The following is a 25,586-nucleotide window of genomic DNA, read 5'->3' as shown; positions in this document are numbered from 1 at the left end:
CGGCAGCTTTGACACAGGACAATAAATGCACTCATCATTTCCTAAGATTATTTTTTCAGACCATGAATTAGCATTAGTAGAAGATGAAGCCGATATAGAAAGCTTTGTATATGGTTTGAGTGAAGAGCAGCAGCAAGAAGCTATCTTGCTTTTAACAACAGGGCTGTATGTCAACTTGCAGGGAGAAAGCGTGAAAGCGTTAACTGACGTTGAACTTGCGAATAGAGTGACAGAGTATCTAGCACAAGAAGGAGTGTGCTGCTTAAGTAAGGTTACTCGGCTTACACCAGCGCAAGCCTTTGCGATGCTGGTAGATTAAGGGGCATCCACCAGCGCTTTAATGTGCGCAACGGCACTGCGACCAAGGGCTGATAAAGCATAGCCCCCTTCAAGATAAGAGATAATCCCTTTGCAACCTTGCTGCTGACAAAATTCAGCTAATTGCGTGGTTAGCCATGCGTAATCATCTTCAACAAACTTCAGGCTTGCCATGTCATCTTCAAGGTGAGCATCAAACCCGGCACTAATAAACAATAGTTCAGGTTTAAATTCATTTAGTTTTGGTAGCCACTGCTCAAGGTAAACAGCTTTTAAGTCATTACCATCACTGGCAATTGGCAGCGGTGAGTTCACTAACGTCGCGTTATTTTCAACGGCGGTATTTGGGTAAAACGGGTGTTGAAACAAAGAGCAAAACAACACAGTGTCATCATCTAAAAATATATCTTGTGTGCCGTTGCCGTGGTGTACATCAAAGTCCAAAATAGCGATGCGTTTTACACCTTTGCTTTGCGCGTACTTCACGGCAATGGCTAGGTTATTAAAAACGCAAAATCCTGCAGAGGTGCTGCGGTTTGCATGATGCCCGGGTGGTCTAACAGAACAAAACGCGGCATCCAGCTTATCAGCAAGGATTTCATCAACGGCGAGTAATCCAGCGCCAACGGCTCGTTCAATCGCTTTCATTGAATCAGGACACAACCAAGTGTCGCCGTCTAATTCAACAAGCCCTTCAGCGGGAATTGTTTGCTCTACGTGACTAACCAAAGATTCATCATGAGCACGTAAAAAGTCGTCGCGGCTGGCTTTAGGAGCTTGTAAGTGAGTAATTGCTATATCAACACCACTTGCTAGCAAGCGGTCAGTGATCACATCTAAACGCGCAGGGCATTCGGGGTGATCCTCAATCATTTTATGTTTACGACAAAATGGATGTGAGATAACAGCCGTTCTCATAATACGCTCCTTGAATTATTTTCCCCCAGTATAACAAAGCCACCTAACGGTGGCTTTGCGACTTTGGTTTACTTTTTAGCGCGTAAATCTAAATTTCTAAAGTCAAAACTAAAGTCTGTCACCGCCGTTGAGACAACGCGCATTTTTGCACTACTCACGCGGTTATCTGGGCTCATTTGAAACTCAATATACGCATCTGCTTCGAGTAACTTTTCATCCCACTTCACAATAAACGTATTGCCGGTGTAATGCTCCAGCTGACCTTTCAAACGCTTTGTATGAGTAAAATCAATACGTAGCTGCTCATTTAACTCCTCGATTACCACATCACCATACCAGTTATCGTGCAGCGTGCCTGTGTAGTTGATGTTTGGTAGTTTCGCTTGATAATCAGCAGGTGTTTCTGGTTTTGCGTTTGCGTAAGCTTCTTTTTTACCTTCAAAGTGCTTTTTAGCAAGATCTTCAACCCAGTCTTTATCTTCAAGATCTAATGCATCTTCTAATACTTCATAGGTCACTGCAGAGAGCGCACTAAATGCTTGCTGGTTACTCAGAATAACAATACCGAGGTTTTTCTCAGGTAATAAAGTCACTTGAGACACCATGCCTAAGATACCACCACCGTGGCCTAGCTTTTTAATGCCGTGGAAATCTTCAATGCTCCAACCTAAACCATAGCCCCTAAATTGTTGGTGGTAAGCTTCATAAGCACTTTTTGATGCCATTGATGTGATGTGTGGATGCCACATTTGTTGCTGCTGTTTTTCAGTGAATAACTGCTGGCCATTTGGCATTTTGCCATGAGCAAGCTGCGTGCGCAGCCATTGGCTCATATCGCTCACGCTTGATGCAATCGCACCTGCACCACGGAAATCTTCAAGGTAGTTCACAAAAAATGGATGAAGTTGGCCATCCATTGGAATATGACCCGTCGCCCAGTTTTTATTGCTACTAGGGATACGTGAAAAACCTGCGCGTGAGTTTTTCATATCAAGTGGCTGAAGAATATTCTTCTCGATGTAATCATTCCAGCTCATGCCTGAAACACGGGCTACTACCTCACCGGCTGTTACAAACATTAAGTTGTTATAGGCGTATTTACTACGAAAGCTACTCGCTGGTTTTAAGTATTTTAGCCCTGCGATAATTTCATCAACTGATTTGTCAGTATCTGGCCAAATCATTAAATCGCCTTGCCCTAAACCCAAACCGCTACGGTGGCTTAATAAATCGCGAATGGTCATTTCACGTGTTACATAAGGGTCATACAGACGAAACTCAGGAAGATGATCAATTACTTTGTCATCCCAGCTAAGCTTACCTTCATCAATTAATTTAGCTAACGCTGCTGCGGTAAATGCCTTGGTGTTTGACGCGATACCGAATAAAGTGTCTTTATTTACTTTTTTACCGGTATCAAGGTGAGATACACCAAAACCTTTTGCTAGCACGACTTGGTCATTTTCAACAATCGCCACTGCCATACCCGGCACATCAAAACGTGCCATTGACGTTTCGATTACTTTTTCAATTTTTTTAGTATCAATATCGGCATAACTGTAAAACGAACAGCTCGATAACAGCGCCGCGGCAGCGGCTAATTTACGAAATGTCATAATGTCCCTTGGTGATTTTTATTGTTGTGAATAGCGAACTCTCTCGCTGCTCGGGTTTTATCTGGATCATCGCAACTTGGTCTTGCGAGTATTGCTTCACTGTAATGATTTGGTACACCTGCTTCAAGCGCTCCGCGATGAACATGCTGAAGATACCAGTCGAATGGCAATAATGACTCATCTAAGGTGTTGGCAATATAACAATGTGCTGCGAGTTGCTCACCATCGATGAGTTCAACGGTGATATCCACACAGTCATAACGCGGCCCTTCAATATCATCAAGAATCGACTTTTCAGCTTCGTTTAACTGATACACAACACCATATACCAAGGCATCTTGCTGCGCTGTTTTACGCACACTGCATTTCGCAGAGCCGTCGGTACTGACCATATCAAACGTCAACTCATAGCCCTTTAGAATAGCTGTGCCTACCCGCTTTGCTTCAGGTAACCTTGCCAGCAATCTGCTCGATGACATATTTGAACCAAATGAAAAGTTATATAACGCCATACTTACCTCACACAACAACGCGAATAGCTAAGGCAATTAAGATCACGCCAATGCCTCTATCAAACCAGTATCCGCTTTTTAAGAAAAATGCTCGCACTGATGCTTTTGATAACACCAATGATAAAAATGAAAACCACAGCCAAGTCGCCATTGCCATATACATGCCATAACCAGCCTGCACTACAACAGGTGTTTCAGGGCTTATTACAAGAGTAAACAACGACATAAAAAACAGTGTTGCTTTGGGATTAAGGGCATTGGTAAAAAAGCCGCGTCGAAATGCTTTATACACAGATTCAGGCTCAGCAGGAGCAAGGGGTTGCTGTTTACTATCGCTAGGTTTTGCGCTTCGTAAAGCATGCACACCCAAGTAAGCCAAATAAGCCCCTGCAAGGTATTTTAAAGCCATGAATAAGCTAGGTGACTGGGATAAAATTAATGCCACACCTAATACACAATAAGCAATATGCAGCAAAATAGCCGCACCAACCCCAGCACTGGTCCAAAGTGCATTTTTACGACCCTGTTGAATACTTTGCTTTAGTACAATTGCAAAGTCAGGGCCTGGGCTTGCTACTGCAAAAAAGTGAGCAATGGCTATCAATAAAAACTCATCTAAATACTGCACTCAATATTACCCTACTGCTTGTTCATCTAATGCTAATAACAACGGATTTGCACTGTCACTCACCAATGCTTTAATTTGCTTTTGCGCTTTTTTATATTGGCTGCGTAAATGGGGTTTTAAAAACTTCTTCGACTGATTATCCCCTTTAAAATGCGTAACTAGCGCATGCATAAATAGCGTTTGAGGCTCAGTCAGCGCCGCTTGGCGATTAGCATAAGGGTTATAACCGCAGCCGCAGCCTCCTTTAAATTGATACACCGTATTACTCATCATCACCCCAAAGCCTAAATAGCATGCCAACGCATCGCTCGCTTGCGGTAAGTACTCTTTACCACCGGGCGGTAATACACCTACATGGTGAATCAAAATGGTTGCTAAGGTACCAGCAAAACTTGCCACTAAATCTTGCGGTTGATTGATTTGGTTCGGGTTAAACGAGATATTCACCGGATGATTTGCCGGCACAATTAAACTCGCCTCGCTACCGCGTAAATTGTCTTGAAATTCAAAATGCGGAAACACCTGAGGTGTAAGCCCAGATGGCGCAACTAAGTTAATTGGCCACGCCTGCATCCCCGCATAATCAACAACTCGGCTAAATACTTTTTCAGCCATTTCACTGACGCTCGATACCCTATCCGGAAAGAACTGCCCGTTAGGTAAAATGATTTGTGTGTGTTTTAAAAAATATTCACTATCAAAGTGTTCAACAGCCCATAAAAAGGTATCGATTAACCACTGCTGCTCTTGCTCATCAACAAGTGGGGCTGACTTAAATAACGCTAACATAAATTACTCTTGTGATTGTGCCCACTGCCATGCATCCGTATTGTAAAGAGGCACGGTTGATAAAGCATGATGATGGCTGCCGCTCGACTCTTTCGTTGAATAAGACAAATATAATAAAGTGCGTGTTGGCGCATCATAAATACGACGCACTTTTAACGACTTAAACAAAATACTTTTCGATGACTTAAACACCACTTCGCCCGATTTACTGCGGTCAATTTGTTGTAATTGTTCAGCGGTTATAGGTCCTGTTTGACGACAAGCAATAGACATATCAGATGGATCAGCAAAATCAAGATTCGCTTCAATATGGCTAATATGGCAAGTAACACCGCTTATAAGCGGGTCTTGTTGTGATACCACTTTAATATCTTTGGTAGTGAATAGCCCCAAACTCACCGAAGCTGCATCATCCGAGCAACCGCTCAACAAAATCAGTGGCGCAGTAAGTGCAGCTAATTTTAGTAACTTCATCCTAGTGTTCCTTATTAAAAAGCGATAGTTGTCCGTTTACAACGATTTGCTTGCTATGTTTCAATACTATCTCAAAATATCTTCAACAACGAGCACCTAAACAATGAAAAAATCGCTTGGTTTACTGTGTTTAATGTTCTTAAGTAGCACTGCTCACGCTGGCTACTCTATTAGCGCTGGTTTCGGCAAAAACTTTACTAACTCAGTGCAAACCGAAGAAAACCTAAAAATTGAGCTTGAGGATGACAGCCATTTTACTGTCAGCCTAGATAGAACCCTTAATAATGCCCGCTATGGCTTCTTTTATTCAGCTACCAAACTCGACATGAAAGACCAAACCAACAAGCAAGTCGAGATGCAATACCTGCTATTTCAAAGTGCTATAGAAGTACCATTAGCAAATCGTATGGTAGGTTTTGTTGGTGCCCAAATTGGCGCAAATCATGTCAGCACTGACTTTGCCGACTCCGATACGTTTTTTACCACAGGTCTTTATGGTGGCGCCGAGTATTTATTTACTGATCAAGCACGGGTTTATATTGAAACTCGCTGGTTGGCAACTATTGTAAATAATGCAAGTAACGTATCATGCACATTACCAGCATCTGAAGACAGCCAATGTCTATGGCACTTTGATGGTGATGTATTAAACCAATTTCAAACAAACATCGGTTTTAGTTACCGCTTTTAAGGAAAACCCCATGCCGCACATTGTTATAGAACACTCAGAAGACTTGCCAATTCTGCCACAAGTGTTAGTTGAAAAAGTTCACCAAGCCGTTTTTGACTCAGGCTTATTTGATCTTTCGACCATAAAGACTCGTGCAATCGCTTATCAACATTACGAATTAGGTGAAGGTAAAGATGGCTTTATACACATCGGCGCATCAATTATGGCAGGAAGAACCGTAGAGCAAAAGCAGATGCTTAGTGAGCAATTATTAAATTGCTTAAGAACATACTGCCGCCGCTCGTATAGTCTAAGCGTTAATATTTATGATATGGATGCTGATATCTATCGTAAGTGCTAACTTACTTTGGTAAATAAGCTGCGGGTAAACGCTTGATTTCTATCTCAGGCGATAGATACGCAGTGTAAACCAACCAACGTTCATCGGGTATGTAGGTCAGACCCGATGAACGGCTATATGCGCGCTCAGGCAAAGCAATTAAATCATGATGTTGTTTACTAGCTAAGTCATAGTAGCTAATACGATAATCACCTCGGCGCTCTTTATAATAATAAATACGCCCTTCATGATACGCGTTTTTTGCTACTTGTAACCACGCATATTTGCGCGCCAACTTAACATCGTTCACCAGCATTTCTTCAACACCTGTATCATGATGTTTAATCCAAATAGCATGGCGCGAATTGGTAAATAAAATATCGCCCGATTGTGTTTCAACGCCATACTGTGCTGGCATTTCAACAGCTTTTCCTTGGTTTTTTCCTGATAAATCATAACGGTAAAGATAGTCACCATCAGAGACTAAAAAATGCTGACTATCAGCACTAAACTTGGGTTTAGCAGCATAGCTAAATGGCAGTTCGATTTGTTGGCTTTGCTCTACTTTGAAATCATAAAAAAATAAACGAGCGCTGCCGTTATCGTTCAATGAAAACAAGATATAACGTCCATCGGCTGACCAGGTCGGGTCACGGATCTCAGCGGTACTATGTGAAATATTAGTAAGCTGTTTTCGCGAGCTACTATCGGGGTTTACAATCCAAAGCTGCGAACTGCCTGACTCATTCGACACATACAGCAGTTTATTCTGTTGCTGATTATACTCGGGAAAGAGCGAGCTAAAGTTAGTCGACAACATAGAAAATGGCGAGCTTGCCACCTGTTCGTCTATTTTCAGTCGCGTGATTACCTTATCTAAATCCCATTGATGATAATAAACACTCCCATCGCCACTGAAGTTAGGTGAACTCATACCAGCAATTTGCGTGTTGATTAAGGTTTTATTCTTAATATCATAAAAATAGCCATAACGCTTAGCGCCCTCTACCGCACTAAACGCCAATTGCTCTTTAGACGGATGCCAATCTACACCATGAATATCAACAAAATCATGAGTTAGCCGTTGGCTTTGCCCTGTTTTTACATCTATTAAAAACAACGCTTTTTGGTTGTTTTTAACATTACGCGTAACCACAACTCGCTGTGCATCTGGCGAAAACGACACTGACTCATACACAGTTTCGCAGTCATCATTACAAGGAATAACTGTTTCTTTTGTTTGTTTTTCCTGTAACCCAAGTAGCTTGATACGAGTCACCCTGTTGCCTGACTGCCCAGTGTGATCTGCAATGTAGGCTAGAGTTTTGCCATCACTACTGATATCAAGATCTGCTGCATAGCTATTACTGCACTCGCCAAGTACAACACTGATGGCATTCACCAAAGACAGTTTTACAATTTCACAAACATCTGACGCCATTCGGTAATAGTATAAAGTATTTGAGTCTGGGCTAAACACAGAGCGTCCTTCGGTAAAAGGTGAGTCTGTTAATTGCTTGGCTGGGTGTTCAGGAAAATGTAAATCGCGTAAATAGAGGTTATTTTGTTTACCAAGTTGTCGCCATGAATACACCAAATAGTGTTGATCATCTGAAATTGAAGGATAAATCTCACGACCAGGGCTTGCCGTCACACTTTCGATGCTATTAAGTGGCAACACAAAGCTTGAATTGATTTGCTCTGAGGGCGATGAGAACAGCCAATACATTCCCACTAGGCTTATTAAACAAAAAGCCACAAACAACTGCCTTATTTGTACTGCTGTGATACTAAAGCTCTCGGTTTTTACTTCATCGGCTGTAGCTATTGGTTCAGGCTTTAACAGTACCCGGTAACCCGTTTTACGTAATGTCTCTATATAAGTTTGTTCTGGGTCGAGTTCTTTAAATGTTTTTCGTAAATGCCAAATAGCATTCGTTAACGCTTTTTCCCCAACATAAAAATTACCTTCCCACACATGGTTAATAAGATCTTCACGGGTGATAGGTTCAGGGTAGCGCCCAACTAAACAGCCTAATAGCTCAATGAATTTAGGCTGCAAAAGCTGTTCACTGCCATTGCATATCAGTTTATTTTCGAGCGGGTTAACAACACATGGGCCCAGCTGATAAGCGCGATTAGATGTTTCCATTAACTCTAAATAAAACCTCATTTTAGATAAACAGCAGTGTAAGCCCCTACCAATCTAACGTAAAAGCCAAGTATTAACCAGTCTAGAATTGCAATTTAATTAACAATAAGAATTTTCCTAACGCACTGTTTTTAAATGAATAGATATTCAATAGATATAAAATAGAGACATAAACGAGCAACCTAAGATTGTAGTTAAGTTCACATTTCTATAATTATTTTAACGTCAATACCGACCAACCAGAGTGTTGTTCGCTGTAAATTTTAACTGCCCTTAAAAAGAGCATCACTCTGGTTCTAAAAACTAAAAATATAACAACTAGGAACGCCTGTGAGAAATCTACTAACCAAACCTTGTGCCATTGCACTTGCCGTTGCCAGTGGTTTTAGTCAACATGCTTTTGCAGATGAGGCTGAAATAGCTCGCACTGCCAATACCACCCCAACAGCCAATGAGCAAACTGAAGAGCCTGAAAAAATTGTCGTGACAGGTTCACGAATAAAGCGTGATAGTTTTTCCATTTCAACCCCCTTAGTAACGATGGATCGTGACGCTATTTCCGATACAGGATTAAGCAACTTATCAGATATTTTAGTTGATAACATGCCAGCTCTTAGCGAGAGCATCGGTAACACCACCAGCCAATCAAGCGTTTCAACTACCGGTCTATCAACAGTTGAACTACGTAACTTAGGCCCTAATCGCACCTTAACGCTGATCGATGGCCGTCGTGTAGTTTCTAATAGCTACAGCGGCAACTATGTCAGTTTAAATACTATTCCGAGCGGCATGGTTGATCGCGTTGAAATAATCAGTGGTGGCGCTTCTGCAACTTATGGTGCCGATGCTGTGGCCGGTGTTGTTAATATCATCACTCAATCAAAAAAAGAAGGGTTTGATTTTAAAGCTAAAACTGGCGAGTCAACTGAAGGAGGCAGTAAAGAGTTTAGCCTCGATTTAAACTATGGTACATCATTCGATAATGGTCGCGGCTATGCTTATTTCAGTTCAAACTGGGACCGTGATTTCGGTATGACTTTTTACGACCGTAAACGCGCACAAATAGAAGATAGCTACGATTACGATAAAGATCGCATGTGTAATGTAATGCAAACAGCAGATGGCGATCAATGTATGCGCGACATCACGCAAGCTGATTGGGTGAGTAAAAGTGATGGTCTTCCTGGTGGTGTGTTTTTAGAAAATGGCAAAAACGACACACAGTTCTGGTACGACGGACAAACCCTGCGTGATGATTGGAAAGGTAATGAAGAAATTTATGGTATCAATTCAAATCAGTATGTAATGCTTGATGTACCAAGCGATAACTTCTCTACTGCAGTTAAAATTGATTATGACCTTACTGACAATGTGATGTTTTACGCGCAAGTGCAATACAGTGACAGTGATTCGTTCAATCATAAATCACCAGAAGACGAATATGAGGGTGCCACAGCACCGCAGTTTGATCCGGCTACAGGTGAGCCTTTAGGGCTTGTAAAACCGGGTTATATTCCAATTGACAATCCGTATGTTCCACAAGAAATTCTTGATGCAAACCCATACAAAGACCGTATTTATTGGGATCGTCGCTTTCATGAGGTTGGTAACATCACTACTGACAATAGTCGAAAAACTATTCGCAGCTGGGCTGGCCTTCAAGGCACTCTATTTAATGACGAGTGGGACTGGGATTTTTCAGTCAGCTATGGTCGATTTAAACAACATCAAGTACGGAGCAATGAATTAAATACAGTTAGACTTAATCAAGCTTTACAAGCTGAAGAGTTAGCTGATGGCACAATTCAGTGTACTGATGAAGCGGCTCGCGCAGAAGGCTGTGTAGCAATTAACTTATTTGGTGAAGGCTCTATTACCGAAGAGATGGCCGCTTGGATCCGTAGCAACCCAATTATTGATACCGAGATAAAACAATATGGTGCGGTAGGCTACATTACTGGTGACCTGTTTGAGCTCCCTGCAGGGCCAGTTGCAGCTGTGTTTGGTGGTGAATACCGCAAAGATAGCCAAGACCTCAAAACCAGTGATGATATAAAAGCAGGCGGTATTACTTTTAATTATGTGCCTACTTTTTATGGTGAAGTTGATGTATATGAAGCTTTTGCTGAGCTTGCACTCCCGCTTTTAAGGGATGCAACATTTGCAAAGTCACTTGATACTGACCTATCTTTACGTGTAGCTAACTACAGTATGAATAATGTCGGGACTGTTGCCAGTTATAAATTAGGCGTAATGTGGGAAATTACTAATGGCTATGCTTTTAGAGCTAATTATGCCCGTGCTCAACGTGCTCCAACTATCACAGAATTATTATCACCACCACGCGGCGACTATGACAGCTATGATGATATCTGTGATGGTCTAACAGCTACATCAACTGACGCAGGGCATGATAACTGCCGCAAAGAGCCAACACTTGCAGCCCTAATTGCAGAAGATCCTAACTTTGAATTTGATGATGATAACAACCGTTATTCACCGGGTGTGGGTAATAAAGAGCTCAAAGAAGAAACCGCTGATACCTATACTTTCGGTGTGAGTATTGCCCCTCAGTTTATCCCTGATTTTAATCTTGCGATTGATTTTTATGACATATCTGTCTCTGATGCTATCTCTGAATTAAGTAATGATAATATTCAACGAGAGTGTTATGACTCAGGTACACAATGGGGTGAAAATAATTCTTTTTGTAATGATATTACCCGTAATGATGAAGGTAATATCATTGAAATAGTACAACGTAAATACAACCTCGATGAGCTAACTGCACGTGGTTATGATGTTTCAGCTCAGTATGAATATGATTTACAAAGTTTAGGTCAGTTGGCATTTAAACTTGACTACAATCATGTCATCGAGAACTCGCAAACATACCAAAGCCCTGATGGCGGTAAAGTGACTACACATTATGCGGGCTATGGCGAAAGTAAAGATAAAGCTTCAATGTCTTTAACTTGGCGAAAAGATGAGTTACGGATCCGTTGGCGCACTAAATACTTAGGCTCATTTAAAGCAAGCCAAAGTAGAGAAGAAGAATACTTAGGCTACTTAGCAGATAATGATGAACGCTGCGCAGAAGGAAGCGATGAATGCGTTACAAACCCTGAAAAACTAGCTTTTCAAGATTACGGCTCATACCTAAGACATGATTTGTCAGTTTCTTATAAATTAGGACTGTCTAACAAAAGTGATTTACGTTTATTTGGTGGTGTGAATAACCTTTTTGATAATAAAGGGGACTTTTACCCATCAGGCCGCGGTAATTATTATTCAAAATACGGTGGTGGCAAGGGGCGCTATGCATACATAGGTGTATCATACAGCTTCTAGCCTCAGCGCTCGAAAATAAGAAGCACGCCTCAGTGGCGTGTTTCTTTATCAATGCCAGCTTTGCATCTCAACTAATCGAGACTCGGTACGCGCATATTCAAATGCCAGCTTTTGGCCTTGATATAAATCGCTAATGCCCACCTCAGCCGAAATCACCAATAATCGGCTGCGATCATAAAACTCATCAATCAAAGCAATAAAGCGCCGCGCTTCATCATCTAAAAAGTGTTCTTGTAAATCTTGCTTTTCTCGCTGGTAGCTATCTTCAATACCATGCACAATTTGTTTGCCTGTGGCTCCGCGCCCCATTACTGGCACATTGAGTAAATACACCCGCTGAAAACGCTCTGCCAAATCAATATAATCCGCGGTGCTTCTAGGTCCTGAGCAAAGCGTCATAAAATCAAACATAATGGCGTCTTGAGCGAGCAAGATACAGCTAAGCTCGCGGTGGCAAACCTCTATCGTTGTTTGCCTTTGTATTACTTGCTCTTGCTTTAAAAAGCGCTCTGTTAGCGCCTCTTTGTTATTAATAAAATAATGTGCGGTTTGTTTGCCAAAGCGAAAGCGATGATCTGTGTCGCCTTCAACACTTAAAACATGGCAATGCTCATTTAATAAATCGATAGTGGGTAAAAATCGTGCTCGCTGTAAACCATTACGATATAACTGCTCCGGTTGGCAGTTTGACGTTGCCACTAACACTACTTGCTGCTCAAACAAGGCTTTGAATAAGCCACCTAAGATCATGGCATCACCAATATCAGACACAAAAAACTCATCAAAACAAATCAAGCGAATGTGCTCTGCCCACTCTTTAGCAATCACCGTCAGCGGATTTTTTTGCCCTTGCAGCTGAGTTAAGCGCTCATGCACTTGCTTCATAAAATGATGAAAGTGCAAACGCTGCTTAGCGTCAATATTAACAAGCTTGAAAAACACGTCCATTAACATGGATTTACCACGCCCTACTGGACCATACAAATAAACCCCTTTTATTGGCTTAGCGCTTTGCCACCAATGGCTTGGTGCAGCCAATTCTGTGGCTAGATTATCAAGAGCATTTATCGCTATGCGCTGGGCACGGTCTTCTTGCAAATCACCTTTGGCTATTTGCGCTTGGTAATGCTGTAATATTTGTCCTTGCTGTACTGTCATAGGTAACTAGTATCCGCTATACTCGCCGCCATTGTAGCCGACTAAAAATGTGATCCCAATGAAATTTCCATGCCGTTTAGATAAATTTATTAGCCATATTGCCGAGTTACCTCGCAGCAAAACCAAAGCAGGTATCAAACGTAAATACGCCACTGTTAATGGCGAGGTGATCACCTCATTTGATTATTCAATCAACCAAGATGACGACGTGCGCTGGCAAGGCGAGCCGCTGGTGTTTTTAGGCAAACGCTACTTTATGCTCCATAAACCAGCGGGCTATGTGTGTGCCAACAAAGATGACCTTCACCCAACTGTATTCGACTTACTTGATGAACCAAATATGAGCGACTTTCATGTTGCCGGCCGTTTAGATATCGACACCACAGGGTTAGTGATCATCACCAATGACGGCGACTGGTCACACAAAATTACTGCACCAAAGCATAACAAATTCAAAACCTATTTAGTTGAAACTCAAGAACCTATTGATGAAGAAGCCATTGCAGCATTAGAGCAAGGGGTGCAATTACACAACGAAAAAGAACTAACCCGCCCTGCTATTGTTGAAAAGCTTGCAAGCTACAGCTTACGCCTTTCAATTTGCGAAGGTAAATACCATCAAGTTAAACGAATGCTTGCAGCTGTAGGTAATAAAGTTGTTGAATTACATCGTGAAAAAATAGCAGACATCACCCTTGATGAAAGCCTTGCAAGCGGTGAATATCGTGCCCTGACAGAAGCCGAACTGAAGCTCTAAATAGGTACTTGAGTAAAAATCATGATAACGCTGTCATTTTCCCTTAATAAAACCAGACAAACGTGGTAGAAGTTAACAGGGGAAATAATAAAGGAGGCTGACTGTGTTATCAGGATTAGCTTTAAAAACAAAAATCACCTTATTTGCTATCGCTATGTTTATTGCGTTATCGGCGATAGCATTACTTGGCTTACAATCTTTACGCCATGCCAGCGAAAGCGACAACATCGCGCGTATCAACCAGCTCATGAAGAGCACCACCAATATTGTTGAGCAATTTGAGTTGATGGTTAAAAGCAATCAACTCGAAGAAGCACAAGCAAAGAAGCTCGCGATTCAGGTACTTCGAGAAAATAAATACCACGACTCAGAATATGTCTATGTCGTCGACAACAACTTAGATTTTGTCGCCACTCCGCACGACCCAGAACTACACGGCACCAGCTTTAACGATTTTAAAGATGCCAGCGGCAACAGTATCGGCCGTATGGTCGAAAAGCTCGTGGGTAACACGACCAATAAAATCATCACCTATCACTGGGATTCAGTGCGAGATGGTGAAACCGTTGATTTAACCTCTGTAGTACAAAAAACACCGCTGTTTGGGTGGTATGTTGGTACAGGCATTAGCGCCAAAGAAGTTGATGAACGTTATTGGAATACTGCAAAGTGGCTGCTGGGCTTATCTATGCTTATTGCCATTGCGCTGACCTTTGCCATTGCCCGCTTTGGTTCATCGCTCACTAATGCCTTGGGCGGCGAAATTGACGAAGTAATTGGTATTGTAAAAAACGTCTCTCGCGGCAACTTAAACTCACATATTCGCCAAGATGCTCCACCTGAGAGCATTATTGCTGCCATGCATTACATGCAGCAAGGTTTACGTGGCGTTGTTGGCGGCATTAAAGGCGTTACAGATAGCTTAAAAAATCAAAGTGTTGATAACGAATCTCGCTCTGTTGAGCTTGACAAACTGACTCGTAGCCTAAACGAAGAAACTCAAATGGTAGCTTCAGCAATTACCGAGTTAACAGCCTCAGCGCAAACCGTTGTAGAACATGCTGAACAAGCGGCTTACTCAGTGCAAGAAGCTGAGCAACAAGGTCAAAGTGCCAGCCACTTAACCAGCGAGGCTGCTGATACCATCGCGCTTTTAGAGCAGCAAATTGACAGCGCTGGTAATAACATTCAAGTGCTTGATGATGAGGTAAATAACATCGCAAATGTGCTCAGTGTTATTCAAGGTATTGCCGAACAAACGAACTTACTTGCGCTTAATGCGGCGATAGAAGCTGCCCGTGCAGGCGAGCAAGGACGAGGTTTTGCAGTAGTTGCTGATGAAGTTCGTGGGCTTGCCCAGCGCACACAGACCAGCACTGAAGAAATCCGCAATATGATTGGCAAACTACAAGCTGCAACCCAAGATGCCAAGTCATCGGTTTCGCTTAGCATTAGTACCAGTGAACAAACCGTTGAAAAGTCGACTAAAGCCAATGAAGAGCTAAAACGCGTTGCCAGCTCACTCAGCGCAATTGCACAAATGAGCCATCAAATAGCCATTGCTGCAAAAGAGCAACTTGATGCAGGTGAAGACACCGCCAAGCGCATCGTAACTATCTCAGACACGGCTTCACAAACGGCTGATGTATCAAATCAGGCCCATACAGCAACTGATTTGATCAAAGGTCTTACTAGCAATTTAGAAACTGAAACCGCTAAATTCAGTTAATTTAAATCAACTAAAAACGAAAAAGCCCAGCAGTTGCTGGGCTTTTTCGTTTTAAATTCGCATTAAGACTTTATTTGTACCAAATCAAAATCGGCCATACCAGGCACCATTTGTTGTAAGCGCGATTCGGTGACATCTAATGAGTTCAAACACTCACAGTATTCTGAGGCTTTCATCTCTAATTGCTCTGCTTTCTTTTGTAGTGATTTATCAATTTCTTTTGAGATGATATCCATACGCTGCCCCATATCATTGATACGGTCTTCGATGTTACCTTCGCGCGATTTAAAAGCATCGCCTAACGAGACTAAAATAGCGCCAAGTGAGCCATGCACTGCAGAGTGAATTTTTTGGCTGATTTCTTTGGTAAAAAAGTCATCTATTTTCGACAGCGACTGCGGAGCAATAAAGAAAAAGTCATCACCACGCTTAAATTTATCCATCAGCGCACGCTCAACATATTGCAGCTGAGTTTTTAGTACTTCGGGCTCTTTGTCTGACATGCCCTCAACAACTTGCTCGATGGCACTTAAGCCAAGGTTTACACCATCGGTCGCCAAGTCAACAAGTTCAGGGACTGTTTGCCTGATACCGCGGCTGAACTGCTCTACAACTTTGCTTTCATCTGGGCTTAAATCAACCCAATAACCTCTTATAAACAATTGGTTATCGTTGTTGATTTGTACGCGAGTTTGACCTTTATCAACAATACGAATGACATCATCAGTGATGATTAAGCCATGGCTTAGCTCTACATCGCATTGTTTTTTTTCTAGGGTTGCGTAACTGGAAAAGCTAGAGAATGTAATGGCCGCTGCTAACAACGAGCGAGAAAAGAACGCCATATACACCTCAAAAAGACAAAAAAGGAAGGCCGCTAGATTAGCAAATATCCAATTTTATGCAAGTAAAACGCCTAGCTATGCTAGGCGCCTTAAAAGAAAGGTGAGTTAAATTGGCGAACCCGGTGGCATTGGTAACACTTTAAAGTTTGCAGGCCATTCACCGTTTTCTAAAAAGTGACTGATTTGCTCGTTTAAGTATTGCTTAAATGCACTATTACCAACGGATGCACTGCCTAGCATTGATTCTTGCTGGTAACTCTTTGCAAGTTTAGCTAAGTAGTAACGAAGCTGAGCTTGTACTTCGGGTGCCACCTCATTGCTTGCGACTAGGTCAGCAAATTGTTTCGCCGTTAAAAGCTGCACACGTTGGCTAATTTTACCTGCCATCCCTGAAGCAATTTTTTGCTCAAAAACTTGCTGATAAGTTTGTGCTAATAGCGCATCTAAACCATAAAATGCATCGCTTCGTGCTTGCTGCTGTGCTAAACGGTTAATGCGTTGGCTATTAAAAAGTAGGCTCAAGCTATGTGCTGCAGCAACCTCAGGCAGCGCCATCGCATCAAGCGTTAGTCCTGTACGACCAACAATACTCTCCCGTGATTTTGATTCACCATACGCTTTTGGTGGAATAAGCGCTAATACCGACTCAGGTAAAACAAGGTTTTCAGCTTTTAATGTCGCAAGTACGGCATCCACTGCCGCTTGTTGTGTTTGCTTTGCCACAACCTGCGCCCCTTTTGGTTGTGAACCATCACGAACTTCGTATTCGTAATTTACACCGGCAATTAATTTAACCGCCGCTTCAACTTGATAGCGGTGGAACAAATAAAGTGGCACCAGCATTTCTTCTAGTTGTGATAAAGCTGTGCCCGTTTTGATGTTTTCGATACCAAAGCTCGTCAGCGCTTGTTTACGAACATCTAGTACCCGCATAAGCTCATCACTCGGTGAACTGCCGTTATCCCATAAATGCCCAGTTGGGTGAGCGCCCCCTTGAGCGCGGGCATCACTGTCTGAGATAAACTCCAACCCTTTGCTTTTGTTCTCGGCTAAAATAGCAGCCAATTGCTGTGCTTCATCTTGATTAGTGAAATCGCTATAACCATATTTAATAACTTGGGTATCCCACACGCCCATGCCAGCAGCATAGCCTCGACTTACATCTAATTTACCTTGCTCATTGAAGCTCAGTAGTGGGTGTGGATAATCCATCACAGAAGCTCTGTCTGCCACTGACGCTGCAAAGTTATGCGAAATACCTAAAGTATGCCCTACTTCATGAGCGCTTAATTGACGAATACGATCAAGCGCCATGGCTTGTAAACGCTTAGCCACTTCATTGCCTTCAAAATAGGGAGCTGCTAATGCTTCTGCAATTAGGATATCTTGACGAACACGCAGTGACCCGAGTGTCACATGGCCTTTGATAATTTCGCCAGTTCGAGGGTCAATCACTGAACTGCCATACGACCAACCACGGGTTGCACGGTGCACCCATTGAATTACGTTGTAGCGTATATCCATAGGGTCGGCATCATCAGGGAGCACTTTAACGATAAATGCGCTCTTATAACCTGCTGCATTAAAGGCATCATTCCACCATTTAGCACCATCAAGTAACGCTGTTTTAACTGGCTCTGGTACGCCCGGATCTAAGTAATAAACAATCGGTTCAACGGGCTCGCTGATTGGCAGGCTCGGATCTTTTTTTGCTAAACGATGACGCGGGATGTAACGCACATACATAGACTCACCCAGCGCTGCCGCATAATCTTTGTGCTCAATGCTCCAAAAACCTGCTTGAGGGTGGAACTTGCGCGGGGTGTAGTTATCATCAGGTAATTCAATTAATGAGTGATGCATATGTACTGTCAGCGCATAAGGGTCTGCGCTCACTTGGCGTACATACTTTCCTGGGTTATTACCTTGAAAAGTAAGTACGGCTTCTAATTCTGTATTTTTTTCAAACGCTTTTGAACGTGCTAAATATACCGCACTGCGGTTACTATCTAGACTAAAACTTCCCTGCCCGGTTGCCGATAAACGACGGCTTACACCATGAACATCGCTTAATAAATAAGGGGTGTAATCCACAAGTACCGCAGTATCTGACTGAGCTACAACACCAAAACCCGCTAAAATACTCGATGCGAACGCCTCTTTAATACTTTGTTGTTCCGCAAGGTTATTAGTATTAGCGCGGTAATATGTATTGATGGCTCTTAGCATTACCTTATCGCCAAAACGCTCAAACTGTACTAAATGTGTGTCACCTAACTGACCGCGATCTAAGCCAATATCATTTGAACCAACACCGTAAGGTAGGCTTTGTTGTAGTAAAAATTGTTGCTCGAGTTTATCCACTTGAAGATACAATTTGCCGTTTTCTGTGTCGTAGTAAAATGAAAAATAGCCTGAAAAATGAGTCATTTTTTCAGTAAAATCATTTATAGACTTAATTGCTGCGTGTGCTTGAGTTATCATAGTAAGTAGCACAGCTAAGAGCAGATATCGTAGTAATGGTATTTTTTGCATAATCTTATCTTTGTTATTCGCGTTTTAAATACTGTATAGGTATTAAGCAGTATAAAGTACCGTTTATAAAAATCAGCTATTTAAGACGAAATTCAGCGCTTGCTAAGACATTCTCTCTCACACTAAAAATGTCTGGCTACAACGTTATCAGGAAAATAGAATGCGTAGACTCCCACCGGTATTGTTAGAAGATGGTTGCCCTCGTGAACTGATCTCATTGATCAGAACGGTACTTGCGGCATGTAAAGAAATTTCATTTCGTGTTGGTCAAGGCGCCCTATCTGGCGTATTAGGCTCAACCCTAGACGAAAACATTCAGGGTGAAACTCAGAAAAAACTCGATGTTCTAACTAATCAACTTTTAAAAGATATTTTATTAGAATCGGGCTACGTAAAAGCCATTGCCTCTGAAGAAGAAGACTTCACCGTTGCGGGTAATCCAGATGCCAACTACATTGTTGCATTCGACCCACTTGATGGCTCATCAAATACTGATATCAACTCACTCGTTGGTACGATTTTCTCAATTATGGCGGCGCCTGAAGGTTCAGATCCAGCTGATCCTAGTATTTTTATGCAACCGGGTAAAAACCAAGTTGCAGCGGGTTATGTATTATATGGCCCATCAACCGTGCTGGCGTTAACAACCGGCAAGGGCACACGCTTTTTCACCTTAGATAAAACGCACGGTACCTTCTTATTAACACAAGATTTTGCAAGCGTACCTGAAGAGACCAGCGAATTTGCTATCAATGCTTCAAACCAACGCCATTGGCAACCTGCGATGCAAAATTACATCAATGACTTAATTGCTGGTGTCACAGGCCCACGTGGTCGTAACTTCAACATGCGCTGGATTGCTGCAATGGTGGGTGATGTGCACCGTGTATTATGCCGTGGTGGTATTTTTACTTACCCAACCGACACGAAAGATCCAAATAAACCTAACAAATTACGTTTATTATACGAAGCAAATCCAATGGCAATGTTAATCGAACAAGCTGGCGGCATAGCTTCTACAGGCACTGAGCGCATCATGGACATTCAACCTGACGCTATTCACCAACGTGTGGCGGTGATCTTAGGTTCGAAGAACGAAGTAGAAACCTGTTTAAGCTACCATAAATAACAAGCAGTAAATGCCTCAAACTGGAAGGCTTCAACTTTAGAAGCTTCCAGTTTTTAATAAACGAGAGATTCTCAACAAGTTACTTACCTTACAGGCACAAAAAAACCGCAACGAGTGCGGTTTCTTATATTCTTTTGGCGCTTAAATTAAAGGCCTGCGCGGTCTTTAATAACAGCGATTAGTGGTGAACCACCGTGACCGTTCGACTCAGCCCAAGCAATATCAGCACCATCTTCTAAAGAGCTTTTTGATAAGTTCTTAACAATATACTCACCAGTATCTGCCGCGCCGCTTTCGATTGCATGACGAAGCATGTTATTGCCATTGCATTTCACAGCATCAAAAATGTTACGAATTTTCACACGTGAGCTTTTAAGCTTACTACGCAAACGGTTTTTATCATCAGCTGCGATATATTCACAGATAGAAACCGCTAATTGATCATCAGCTTTTGCTGGTGCTGTATACGCAACTGACGCTGATACAACAGCCGCTGCAAGTAACATATTTGGTAACTTCATCATATTTTGCCCTTATGTAATACTTTTTTCTTACCAAGATTGTGTAATATTGTACCAACTAATTAATTTTACCGCAATAATGTTACGAATTTTTGTACAGGGTTACAAAAGTATACGAGTGAGGGTTTTTGTTATCAGGCTGATGCTTTTCTTGCTCGGCAACTGTCCAATTAGCAACACTTTCGTAATCTGGGAACTGCGTATCACCTTCCACTTCAAGGTCGATAAAAGTTAAGTATAGACGATCTGCTTGAGACAGGAATTGTTCGTATATATTTCCGCCACCAATAATCATTACTTCTTCAACATCAGCAACCAATTCCAGCGCAGCCTCTGGTGAAGTAACCACCTCAATACCTTCAGCTGTGTAATCAGCATTACGCGTGATAATAATATTTTGACGACCCGGTAAAGGCCGACCTATTGATTCAAATGTTTTACGGCCCATGATCACAGGCTTTGCCATGGTTACTTTTTTAAAGTGTTGCAGATCGGCGGGTAAATGCCATGGCATTTGGTTGTCTTGGCCAATTACTCGGTTATTTGCCATCGCAGCAATCATTGAAATTTTCACACTAAACCTTAATACTTTTTTCTTATTAATAAAAAAGGAGCGCATGGCTCCTTTTCAGTTTTAAATTTTATCGTTGGTAGATAACTTCCACATCGTAGTCATCATCATCCCAGTCGTCATCCCAATCATCATCATCTTGAGAGGTCGCTTTCTGATGATAAGTATCCCACTTAAATTCAACTTCTTCTTTCTCTTCTTCAGCGAATTTCTCTTTCGGCATACTATCAAGTAGCGCCATAATGTCATGACACAATGCTTGAGTATTTTGTTTATTCGCAGCAGAAATACGGTAAACATTAACCTCTTCACCTAGCTCTTCGGCAATTTCATTACACAGGGCTTCAGCTTCATCTTCTGGTAATAGGTCAATTTTGTTAAATACTAACCAGCGCGGCTTTTCAGCAAGTTTAGGGCTGTATTGGTGTAGCTCATTAATAATCGCAAAGGCATTATCAACCGGATTTGTGCCATCAACAGGCATAACATCAATGATATGCAGTAATACACGACAACGCTCTAAGTGTTTTAAGAAGCGAATACCAAGGCCTGCGCCATCTGAAGCGCCTTCGATTAGACCTGGGATATCAGCAATTACAAATGACTTATTCGCATCTGGGCGTACTACACCAAGATTAGGAATAAGCGTCGTAAACGGGTAATCTGCCACTTTTGGTTTAGCTGCAGAAACACTACGGATAAACGTTGATTTACCAGCATTTGGTAAACCAAGTAAGCCAACATCAGCAAGTAGCATTAGCTCTAGACGTAAGCTGCGAACTTCACCAGGTGTACCTAGTGTTTTTTGACGTGGAGCGCGGTTTGTACTTGATTTAAAACGTGCATTCCCCAAGCCATGGAAACCACCTTTTGCAACAACAACCTTTTGACCATGCTTGGTCAAATCACCTAATGACTCTTCAGTGTCAACATCAATGATACGTGTACCAACAGGTACTTTAAGCGTTAAATCAGCGCCTTTTTTACCTGTCATGTTACGGCTTTGACCATTTGTGCCGCGCTCTGCTTTATGAAAACGCTCAAATTGGTAATCAATTAACGTATTTAAGTTTTCATCGGCTTGTAGATAAACGCTGCCGCCATCGCCGCCGTCGCCGCCATCAGGACCGCCATCTGGTACATATTTTTCACGTCGGAAAGATACGACACCGCTGCCGCCATCACCCGCGTCACAACGAATTTCTACTTCATCTACAAACTTCATGATTACTCACTTTAAGATTGGCTTGTTAATAACTCTATTATATACCTAAGCCCTTCTGATTGCAGGCTTAGCTTAGGTATATATTTATACGCACTATTATGTGCCTTAAAACAAAAAACCCCGCAAAGGCGGGGTTTTTCAAATATCGAGATGATTATTCAGCTACGATATTTACGTATTTACGGTTTAAAGGACCTTTCTGTTCGAATTGAACTTTACCATCTGCTTTTGCGAAGATAGTGTGGTCTTTACCGATACCTACGTTTGCGCCAGCGTGGAAACGAGTACCACGTTGACGAACAATGATGCTACCCGCTAGAACTGATTCACCACCAAAACGCTTAACACCTAGGCGTTTGCTTTCTGAATCGCGACCGTTACGAGTACTACCAGCTGCTTTTTTATGTGCCATTTCTCAGTACCTCTAATTAAGCGCTAATGCCAGTGATTTTAACTTCAGTGAACCATTGACGATGGCCCATTTGCTTACGAGAATGCTTACGACGTCTAAATTTAACAATCTTAACTTTCTCACCGCGACCGTGTGAAACAACCTCAGCTGTTACTTTACCACCGTTTACGAACGGTACACCGATCTCGATTTTCTCACCATCAGCAACTAAAAGTACTGAATCAAATTCAACTGCTGCACCAGTTTCAACGTCTAATTTCTCAAGACGAATTGTTTGACCTTCAGTCACACGGTGCTGTTTACCACCACTTTGGAAAACCGCGTACATAATTAACTCCGTCTGTGCGCCCTCAAATCGACGCAACTAAAATATTCTTCAATAGGGCGCGAAGTTTACGCTAATGTGCAAAAACTAGCAAGCCTCTTTTTCGATAAAATGAATAAAAAATAGCTGCATTGAGAGCAATTCAATATTTTCCCCTATTCTATCCTAAAAACACCACATGCCAAGCGGTTTTTACGATCTCATGACAATTAAATTACGCTAATAATAGGCACCTTTAAAATTCAAAAAGCTGATCACTTATTAATCAAGGTTATAAATTTATCTTGGCAAAATTGATCTCAAATAAAAAACTTTACAGTGTTTTTTTACTGAATCATCACAAAATATCGAGCAAGCGCTTTTTTTGTTGTACAATCAGCCCCGTATACCCATAAATATTGGCTCGGAGATCAATGGATATAAAAGCTATCCAGACGTTAATCGAAAATGAAATGGATGACGTCAATCAACTTATACATGCCCAAATGCGCTCAGATGTCGCATTGGTTAACCAACTCGGTTTATACATAGTAAACAGTGGCGGTAAACGCGTTCGTCCTATGTTGGCCATTTTAGCGGCAAAAGCACTTGGTTATGAGGGCAAAGACCATATTACGCTTGCCACTATCATCGAATTTATTCATACCGCCACTTTATTGCATGACGACGTTGTCGACGAGTCACATTTGCGCCGTGGTACGCCTACAGCCAACGCAGAGTTTGGTAATGCAGCGAGCGTTTTGGTCGGTGACTTTATCTATACACGTTCATTTCAGCTTATGGTTGGCCTAGGTAAAATGCCAATCATGCAAATTTTAGCGGATGCAACCAATGTCATCGCTGAAGGTGAAGTATTACAGCTAATGAACTGTAATGACCCTGACACCACAGAACAAAGCTATATGCAGGTTATTTACAGCAAAACGGCAAAATTGTTCGAAGCTGCAACCGGCCTTGCTGCAATTATTACCGAGCAAGACAAACAAACCCTTGAAGCATTAAACTTATACGGTATGCATCTTGGCACTGCATTCCAATTAGTGGATGATGTACTTGATTACAACGCTGATGCCGAGCAACTTGGTAAAAACATTGGCGATGATTTAGCTGAAGGTAAACCTACCCTACCGCTTATCTACGCAATGCAAAAAGGCACACCAGAGCAAGTTAAGCTAGTACGTGAAGCAATTGAGCTTGGTAATGGTATGGACCATTTAGAAAGCATTCTAGCGGCATTAGCTGACACTAAAGCCCTTGAGTTTGCAATGCAAAAAGCTGAGCAAGAAGCTGACAAAGCAATTGCTTGTATTGCGTTCTTACCAGATACACCGTACAAACAAGCCTTAGAGAGTTTGGCCCGTATCGCCGTTGCCCGCGATCACTAAACACTATTTATTCGAGCCATTAAAAAAGCCTGCATTTGCAGGCTTTTTTGTTTTCGGCGATTTAAAAAATCGCCTATCATCTGTCGGAATTAACCGTTGATGAAATCAACACCTTCTTGGATGTCTTTGTTAAGTGTAGCTAGCATGTCGTTTTTAGCTTGCTCTTCGAATGCACTTAACTCACCGTAAGAAAGGATTTCTTCAACGCCGTTTTTACCTAGACGAACTGGGTGTGCGAAGTATGCTGCGTCACCGTTTTCAACTGCAACGTATGCGTAATCAACTACTTCTTCACCTTGTAAGCCTTTAACTAAAGACATACAGAAGCGTGCTGCTGCAGCACCCATAGAAAGAGTCGCTGAACCGCCACCCGCTTTAGCGTTAACAACTTCAGTACCTGCGTTTTGGATACGTGGAGTTAATGCCGCAACTTCTTCGTCAGTGAAAGTAACACCTTCAACTTGAGATAGAAGAGGAAGGATTGTCGTACCTGAGTGACCGCCGATCACTGGAACTTTAACGTCAGTTGCGCTTAAACCTTTAAGTTCAGCAACAAATGCTTCTGAACGGATCACGTCAAGCGTTGTGATACCGAATACACGGCCTGCATCGTAAGTACCCGCTTTTTTGAATACTTCAGCAACGATTGGCACAGTGCCGTTTACTGGGTTAGTGATGATACCTACTAACGCTTTAGGACAGTTTTTAACGATGCCTTCAGCTAATGTTTTGATGATACCTGCGTTTACGTTGAAAAGGTCCGCACGGTCCATGCCTGGCTTACGTGGCATACCCGCTGGGATAAGAACGATATCACAACCAGCTAATGCTGCGTCTAAGCTGTCAGCACCAAAACCTTCAACTTTAACGTCTGTTGGGATGTGAGAAAGATCAACCGCTACACCAGGAACAACAGGGGCAACATCGTATAACGATAATTCAGAACCTGCAGGTAAACTTGTTTTTAATAATAAAGACAATGCTTGGCCGATACCGCCAGCTGCGCCTAAAACAGCAACTTTCATTGGAATTCTCCGTAATTTGAGGTAGGAAATATTTGTGGCCCTAAAGATAATGAAATTAGCGACTAAAAACAAATTTATCCTGCTTATTTCGCGTATAATTTCGACCATAGTTGTAAACTTGGCTGTAAAGACACAGCATTTTGGACGACTTTGTAAACTAATACTGCATAAATATGCAGAGTTGTGTAGAATTACCCTACA

Annotated in this window: 24 protein-coding genes; 8 read left to right on the top strand and 16 right to left on the bottom strand. The window is 42.1% G+C overall.

Annotation, left to right across the window (positions count from 1 at the left end; all coding sequences use genetic code 11):
- The first annotated feature begins 25 nt into the window (after positions 1 to 25).
- Positions 26 to 319, top strand: a complete 294-nt coding sequence (locus AOG27_RS00370) for a hypothetical protein (protein WP_054551033.1) — start codon at positions 26 to 28, stop codon at positions 317 to 319.
- On the opposite strand, the gene AOG27_RS00365 is transcribed toward AOG27_RS00370, so the two are convergent.
- From AOG27_RS00365 to AOG27_RS00340, 6 genes are all read right to left on the bottom strand, one after another.
- Positions 316 to 1,236, bottom strand: coding sequence for a histone deacetylase family protein (locus AOG27_RS00365; protein WP_054551032.1), 921 nt, complete (start codon positions 1,234 to 1,236; stop codon positions 316 to 318). The genes AOG27_RS00370 and AOG27_RS00365 overlap by 4 nt on opposite strands.
- A gap of 68 nt (positions 1,237 to 1,304) precedes the next feature.
- Positions 1,305 to 2,852 (bottom strand): serine hydrolase, encoded by a 1,548-nt coding sequence (locus AOG27_RS00360; protein ID WP_054551031.1) that lies wholly within the window; start codon positions 2,850 to 2,852, stop codon positions 1,305 to 1,307.
- Complete coding sequence (locus AOG27_RS00355; protein WP_054551030.1) at positions 2,849 to 3,364, bottom strand: gamma-glutamylcyclotransferase family protein; 516 nt, start codon at positions 3,362 to 3,364, stop codon at positions 2,849 to 2,851. Before AOG27_RS00355 ends, AOG27_RS00360 begins: the two co-directional genes overlap by 4 nt.
- Before the next feature lie 7 nt (positions 3,365 to 3,371).
- Positions 3,372 to 3,992, bottom strand: a complete 621-nt coding sequence (locus AOG27_RS00350; protein WP_054551029.1) for a LysE family translocator — start codon at positions 3,990 to 3,992, stop codon at positions 3,372 to 3,374.
- A gap of 6 nt (positions 3,993 to 3,998) precedes the next feature.
- Entirely contained in the window at positions 3,999 to 4,781 is a 783-nt protein-coding gene (locus AOG27_RS00345) for a hypothetical protein (protein WP_054551028.1), read from the bottom strand.
- Between the two features lie 3 nt (positions 4,782 to 4,784).
- The gene (locus AOG27_RS00340; protein WP_054551027.1) at positions 4,785 to 5,255 is read right to left on the bottom strand and encodes a CreA family protein; all 471 of its coding nucleotides are present in this window, start codon (positions 5,253 to 5,255) and stop codon (positions 4,785 to 4,787) included.
- 103 nt (positions 5,256 to 5,358) lie between these two features.
- Here AOG27_RS00340 and AOG27_RS00335 point away from each other — a divergent pair, with 103 nt between their 5' ends.
- The gene (locus AOG27_RS00335; protein WP_054551026.1) at positions 5,359 to 5,946 is read left to right on the top strand and encodes an outer membrane beta-barrel protein; all 588 of its coding nucleotides are present in this window, start codon (positions 5,359 to 5,361) and stop codon (positions 5,944 to 5,946) included.
- A gap of 10 nt (positions 5,947 to 5,956) precedes the next feature.
- Positions 5,957 to 6,286 (top strand): 5-carboxymethyl-2-hydroxymuconate Delta-isomerase, encoded by a 330-nt coding sequence (locus tag AOG27_RS00330; RefSeq protein WP_054551025.1) that lies wholly within the window; start codon positions 5,957 to 5,959, stop codon positions 6,284 to 6,286.
- Between the two features lies 1 nt (position 6,287).
- On the opposite strand, the gene AOG27_RS00325 is transcribed toward AOG27_RS00330, so the two are convergent.
- Positions 6,288 to 8,417 (bottom strand): winged helix-turn-helix domain-containing protein, encoded by a 2,130-nt coding sequence (locus tag AOG27_RS00325; RefSeq protein WP_161804333.1) that lies wholly within the window; start codon positions 8,415 to 8,417, stop codon positions 6,288 to 6,290.
- A gap of 330 nt (positions 8,418 to 8,747) precedes the next feature.
- Between AOG27_RS00325 and AOG27_RS00320 the strand changes: the two genes are divergently transcribed.
- On the top strand, positions 8,748 to 11,768 hold the full coding sequence (locus tag AOG27_RS00320; protein ID WP_054551023.1) for a TonB-dependent receptor domain-containing protein: 3,021 nt from the start codon (positions 8,748 to 8,750) through the stop codon (positions 11,766 to 11,768).
- A gap of 48 nt (positions 11,769 to 11,816) precedes the next feature.
- Here the strand turns inward: AOG27_RS00320 and zapE are convergent, their stop codons facing one another.
- Entirely contained in the window at positions 11,817 to 12,926 is a 1,110-nt protein-coding gene (gene zapE, locus AOG27_RS00315) for a cell division protein ZapE (protein ID WP_054551022.1), read from the bottom strand.
- Between the two features lie 58 nt (positions 12,927 to 12,984).
- Between zapE and rsuA the strand changes: the two genes are divergently transcribed.
- Positions 12,985 to 13,683 carry a 16S rRNA pseudouridine(516) synthase RsuA gene (gene rsuA / locus AOG27_RS00310; RefSeq protein ID WP_054551021.1) on the top strand — a complete coding sequence of 233 codons (699 nt, stop codon included), beginning with the start codon at positions 12,985 to 12,987 and terminating at the stop codon, positions 13,681 to 13,683.
- Positions 13,684 to 13,837: 154 nt separating this feature from the next.
- Positions 13,838 to 15,412 carry a methyl-accepting chemotaxis protein gene (locus AOG27_RS00305; RefSeq protein ID WP_054551330.1) on the top strand — a complete coding sequence of 525 codons (1,575 nt, stop codon included), beginning with the start codon at positions 13,838 to 13,840 and terminating at the stop codon, positions 15,410 to 15,412.
- Between the two features lie 62 nt (positions 15,413 to 15,474).
- Here the strand turns inward: AOG27_RS00305 and AOG27_RS00300 are convergent, their stop codons facing one another.
- Complete coding sequence (locus AOG27_RS00300; RefSeq protein WP_054551020.1) at positions 15,475 to 16,257, bottom strand: YggN family protein; 783 nt, start codon at positions 16,255 to 16,257, stop codon at positions 15,475 to 15,477.
- Between the two features lie 105 nt (positions 16,258 to 16,362).
- Positions 16,363 to 18,792, bottom strand: coding sequence for a zinc-dependent metalloprotease (locus AOG27_RS00295; RefSeq protein ID WP_054551019.1), 2,430 nt, complete (start codon positions 18,790 to 18,792; stop codon positions 16,363 to 16,365).
- Positions 18,793 to 18,952: 160 nt separating this feature from the next.
- On the opposite strand from AOG27_RS00295, the gene AOG27_RS00290 reads away from it, so the two are divergent.
- Positions 18,953 to 19,921, top strand: a complete 969-nt coding sequence (locus AOG27_RS00290) for a class 1 fructose-bisphosphatase (protein ID WP_054551018.1) — start codon at positions 18,953 to 18,955, stop codon at positions 19,919 to 19,921.
- A gap of 146 nt (positions 19,922 to 20,067) precedes the next feature.
- Here AOG27_RS00290 and AOG27_RS00285 read toward each other — a convergent pair whose 3' ends face one another.
- From AOG27_RS00285 to rplU, 5 genes are all read right to left on the bottom strand, one after another.
- The gene (locus tag AOG27_RS00285) at positions 20,068 to 20,445 is read right to left on the bottom strand and encodes a DUF3718 domain-containing protein (protein WP_054551017.1); all 378 of its coding nucleotides are present in this window, start codon (positions 20,443 to 20,445) and stop codon (positions 20,068 to 20,070) included.
- A 79-nt stretch (positions 20,446 to 20,524) separates the two neighbouring features.
- The gene (folA, locus tag AOG27_RS00280; RefSeq protein WP_082389164.1) at positions 20,525 to 21,004 is read right to left on the bottom strand and encodes a type 3 dihydrofolate reductase; all 480 of its coding nucleotides are present in this window, start codon (positions 21,002 to 21,004) and stop codon (positions 20,525 to 20,527) included.
- A gap of 79 nt (positions 21,005 to 21,083) precedes the next feature.
- A complete protein-coding gene (cgtA, locus tag AOG27_RS00275) occupies positions 21,084 to 22,238 on the bottom strand; it encodes an Obg family GTPase CgtA (RefSeq protein WP_054551016.1) in 1,155 nt (384 codons plus the stop codon).
- A 154-nt stretch (positions 22,239 to 22,392) separates the two neighbouring features.
- Complete coding sequence (rpmA, locus tag AOG27_RS00270; RefSeq protein WP_054551015.1) at positions 22,393 to 22,650, bottom strand: 50S ribosomal protein L27; 258 nt, start codon at positions 22,648 to 22,650, stop codon at positions 22,393 to 22,395.
- Between the two features lie 16 nt (positions 22,651 to 22,666).
- The gene (gene rplU, locus AOG27_RS00265) at positions 22,667 to 22,978 is read right to left on the bottom strand and encodes a 50S ribosomal protein L21 (protein ID WP_036965957.1); all 312 of its coding nucleotides are present in this window, start codon (positions 22,976 to 22,978) and stop codon (positions 22,667 to 22,669) included.
- Between the two features lie 410 nt (positions 22,979 to 23,388).
- Between rplU and ispB the strand changes: the two genes are divergently transcribed.
- Complete coding sequence (gene ispB / locus AOG27_RS00260; RefSeq protein ID WP_054551014.1) at positions 23,389 to 24,360, top strand: octaprenyl diphosphate synthase; 972 nt, start codon at positions 23,389 to 23,391, stop codon at positions 24,358 to 24,360.
- Positions 24,361 to 24,449: 89 nt separating this feature from the next.
- Here ispB and mdh read toward each other — a convergent pair whose 3' ends face one another.
- Complete coding sequence (gene mdh, locus AOG27_RS00255) at positions 24,450 to 25,385, bottom strand: malate dehydrogenase (RefSeq protein ID WP_054551013.1); 936 nt, start codon at positions 25,383 to 25,385, stop codon at positions 24,450 to 24,452.
- Positions 25,386 to 25,586: the final 201 nt, after the last annotated feature.

Origin of the sequence: Pseudoalteromonas lipolytica, from assembly GCF_001306915.1 — a bacterium.
Lineage (GTDB): Bacteria > Pseudomonadota > Gammaproteobacteria > Enterobacterales > Alteromonadaceae > Pseudoalteromonas > Pseudoalteromonas simplex.
The sequence above is the reverse complement of the archived record's forward strand: the minus strand, read 5'-3'. Positions and strand labels throughout refer to the sequence as shown.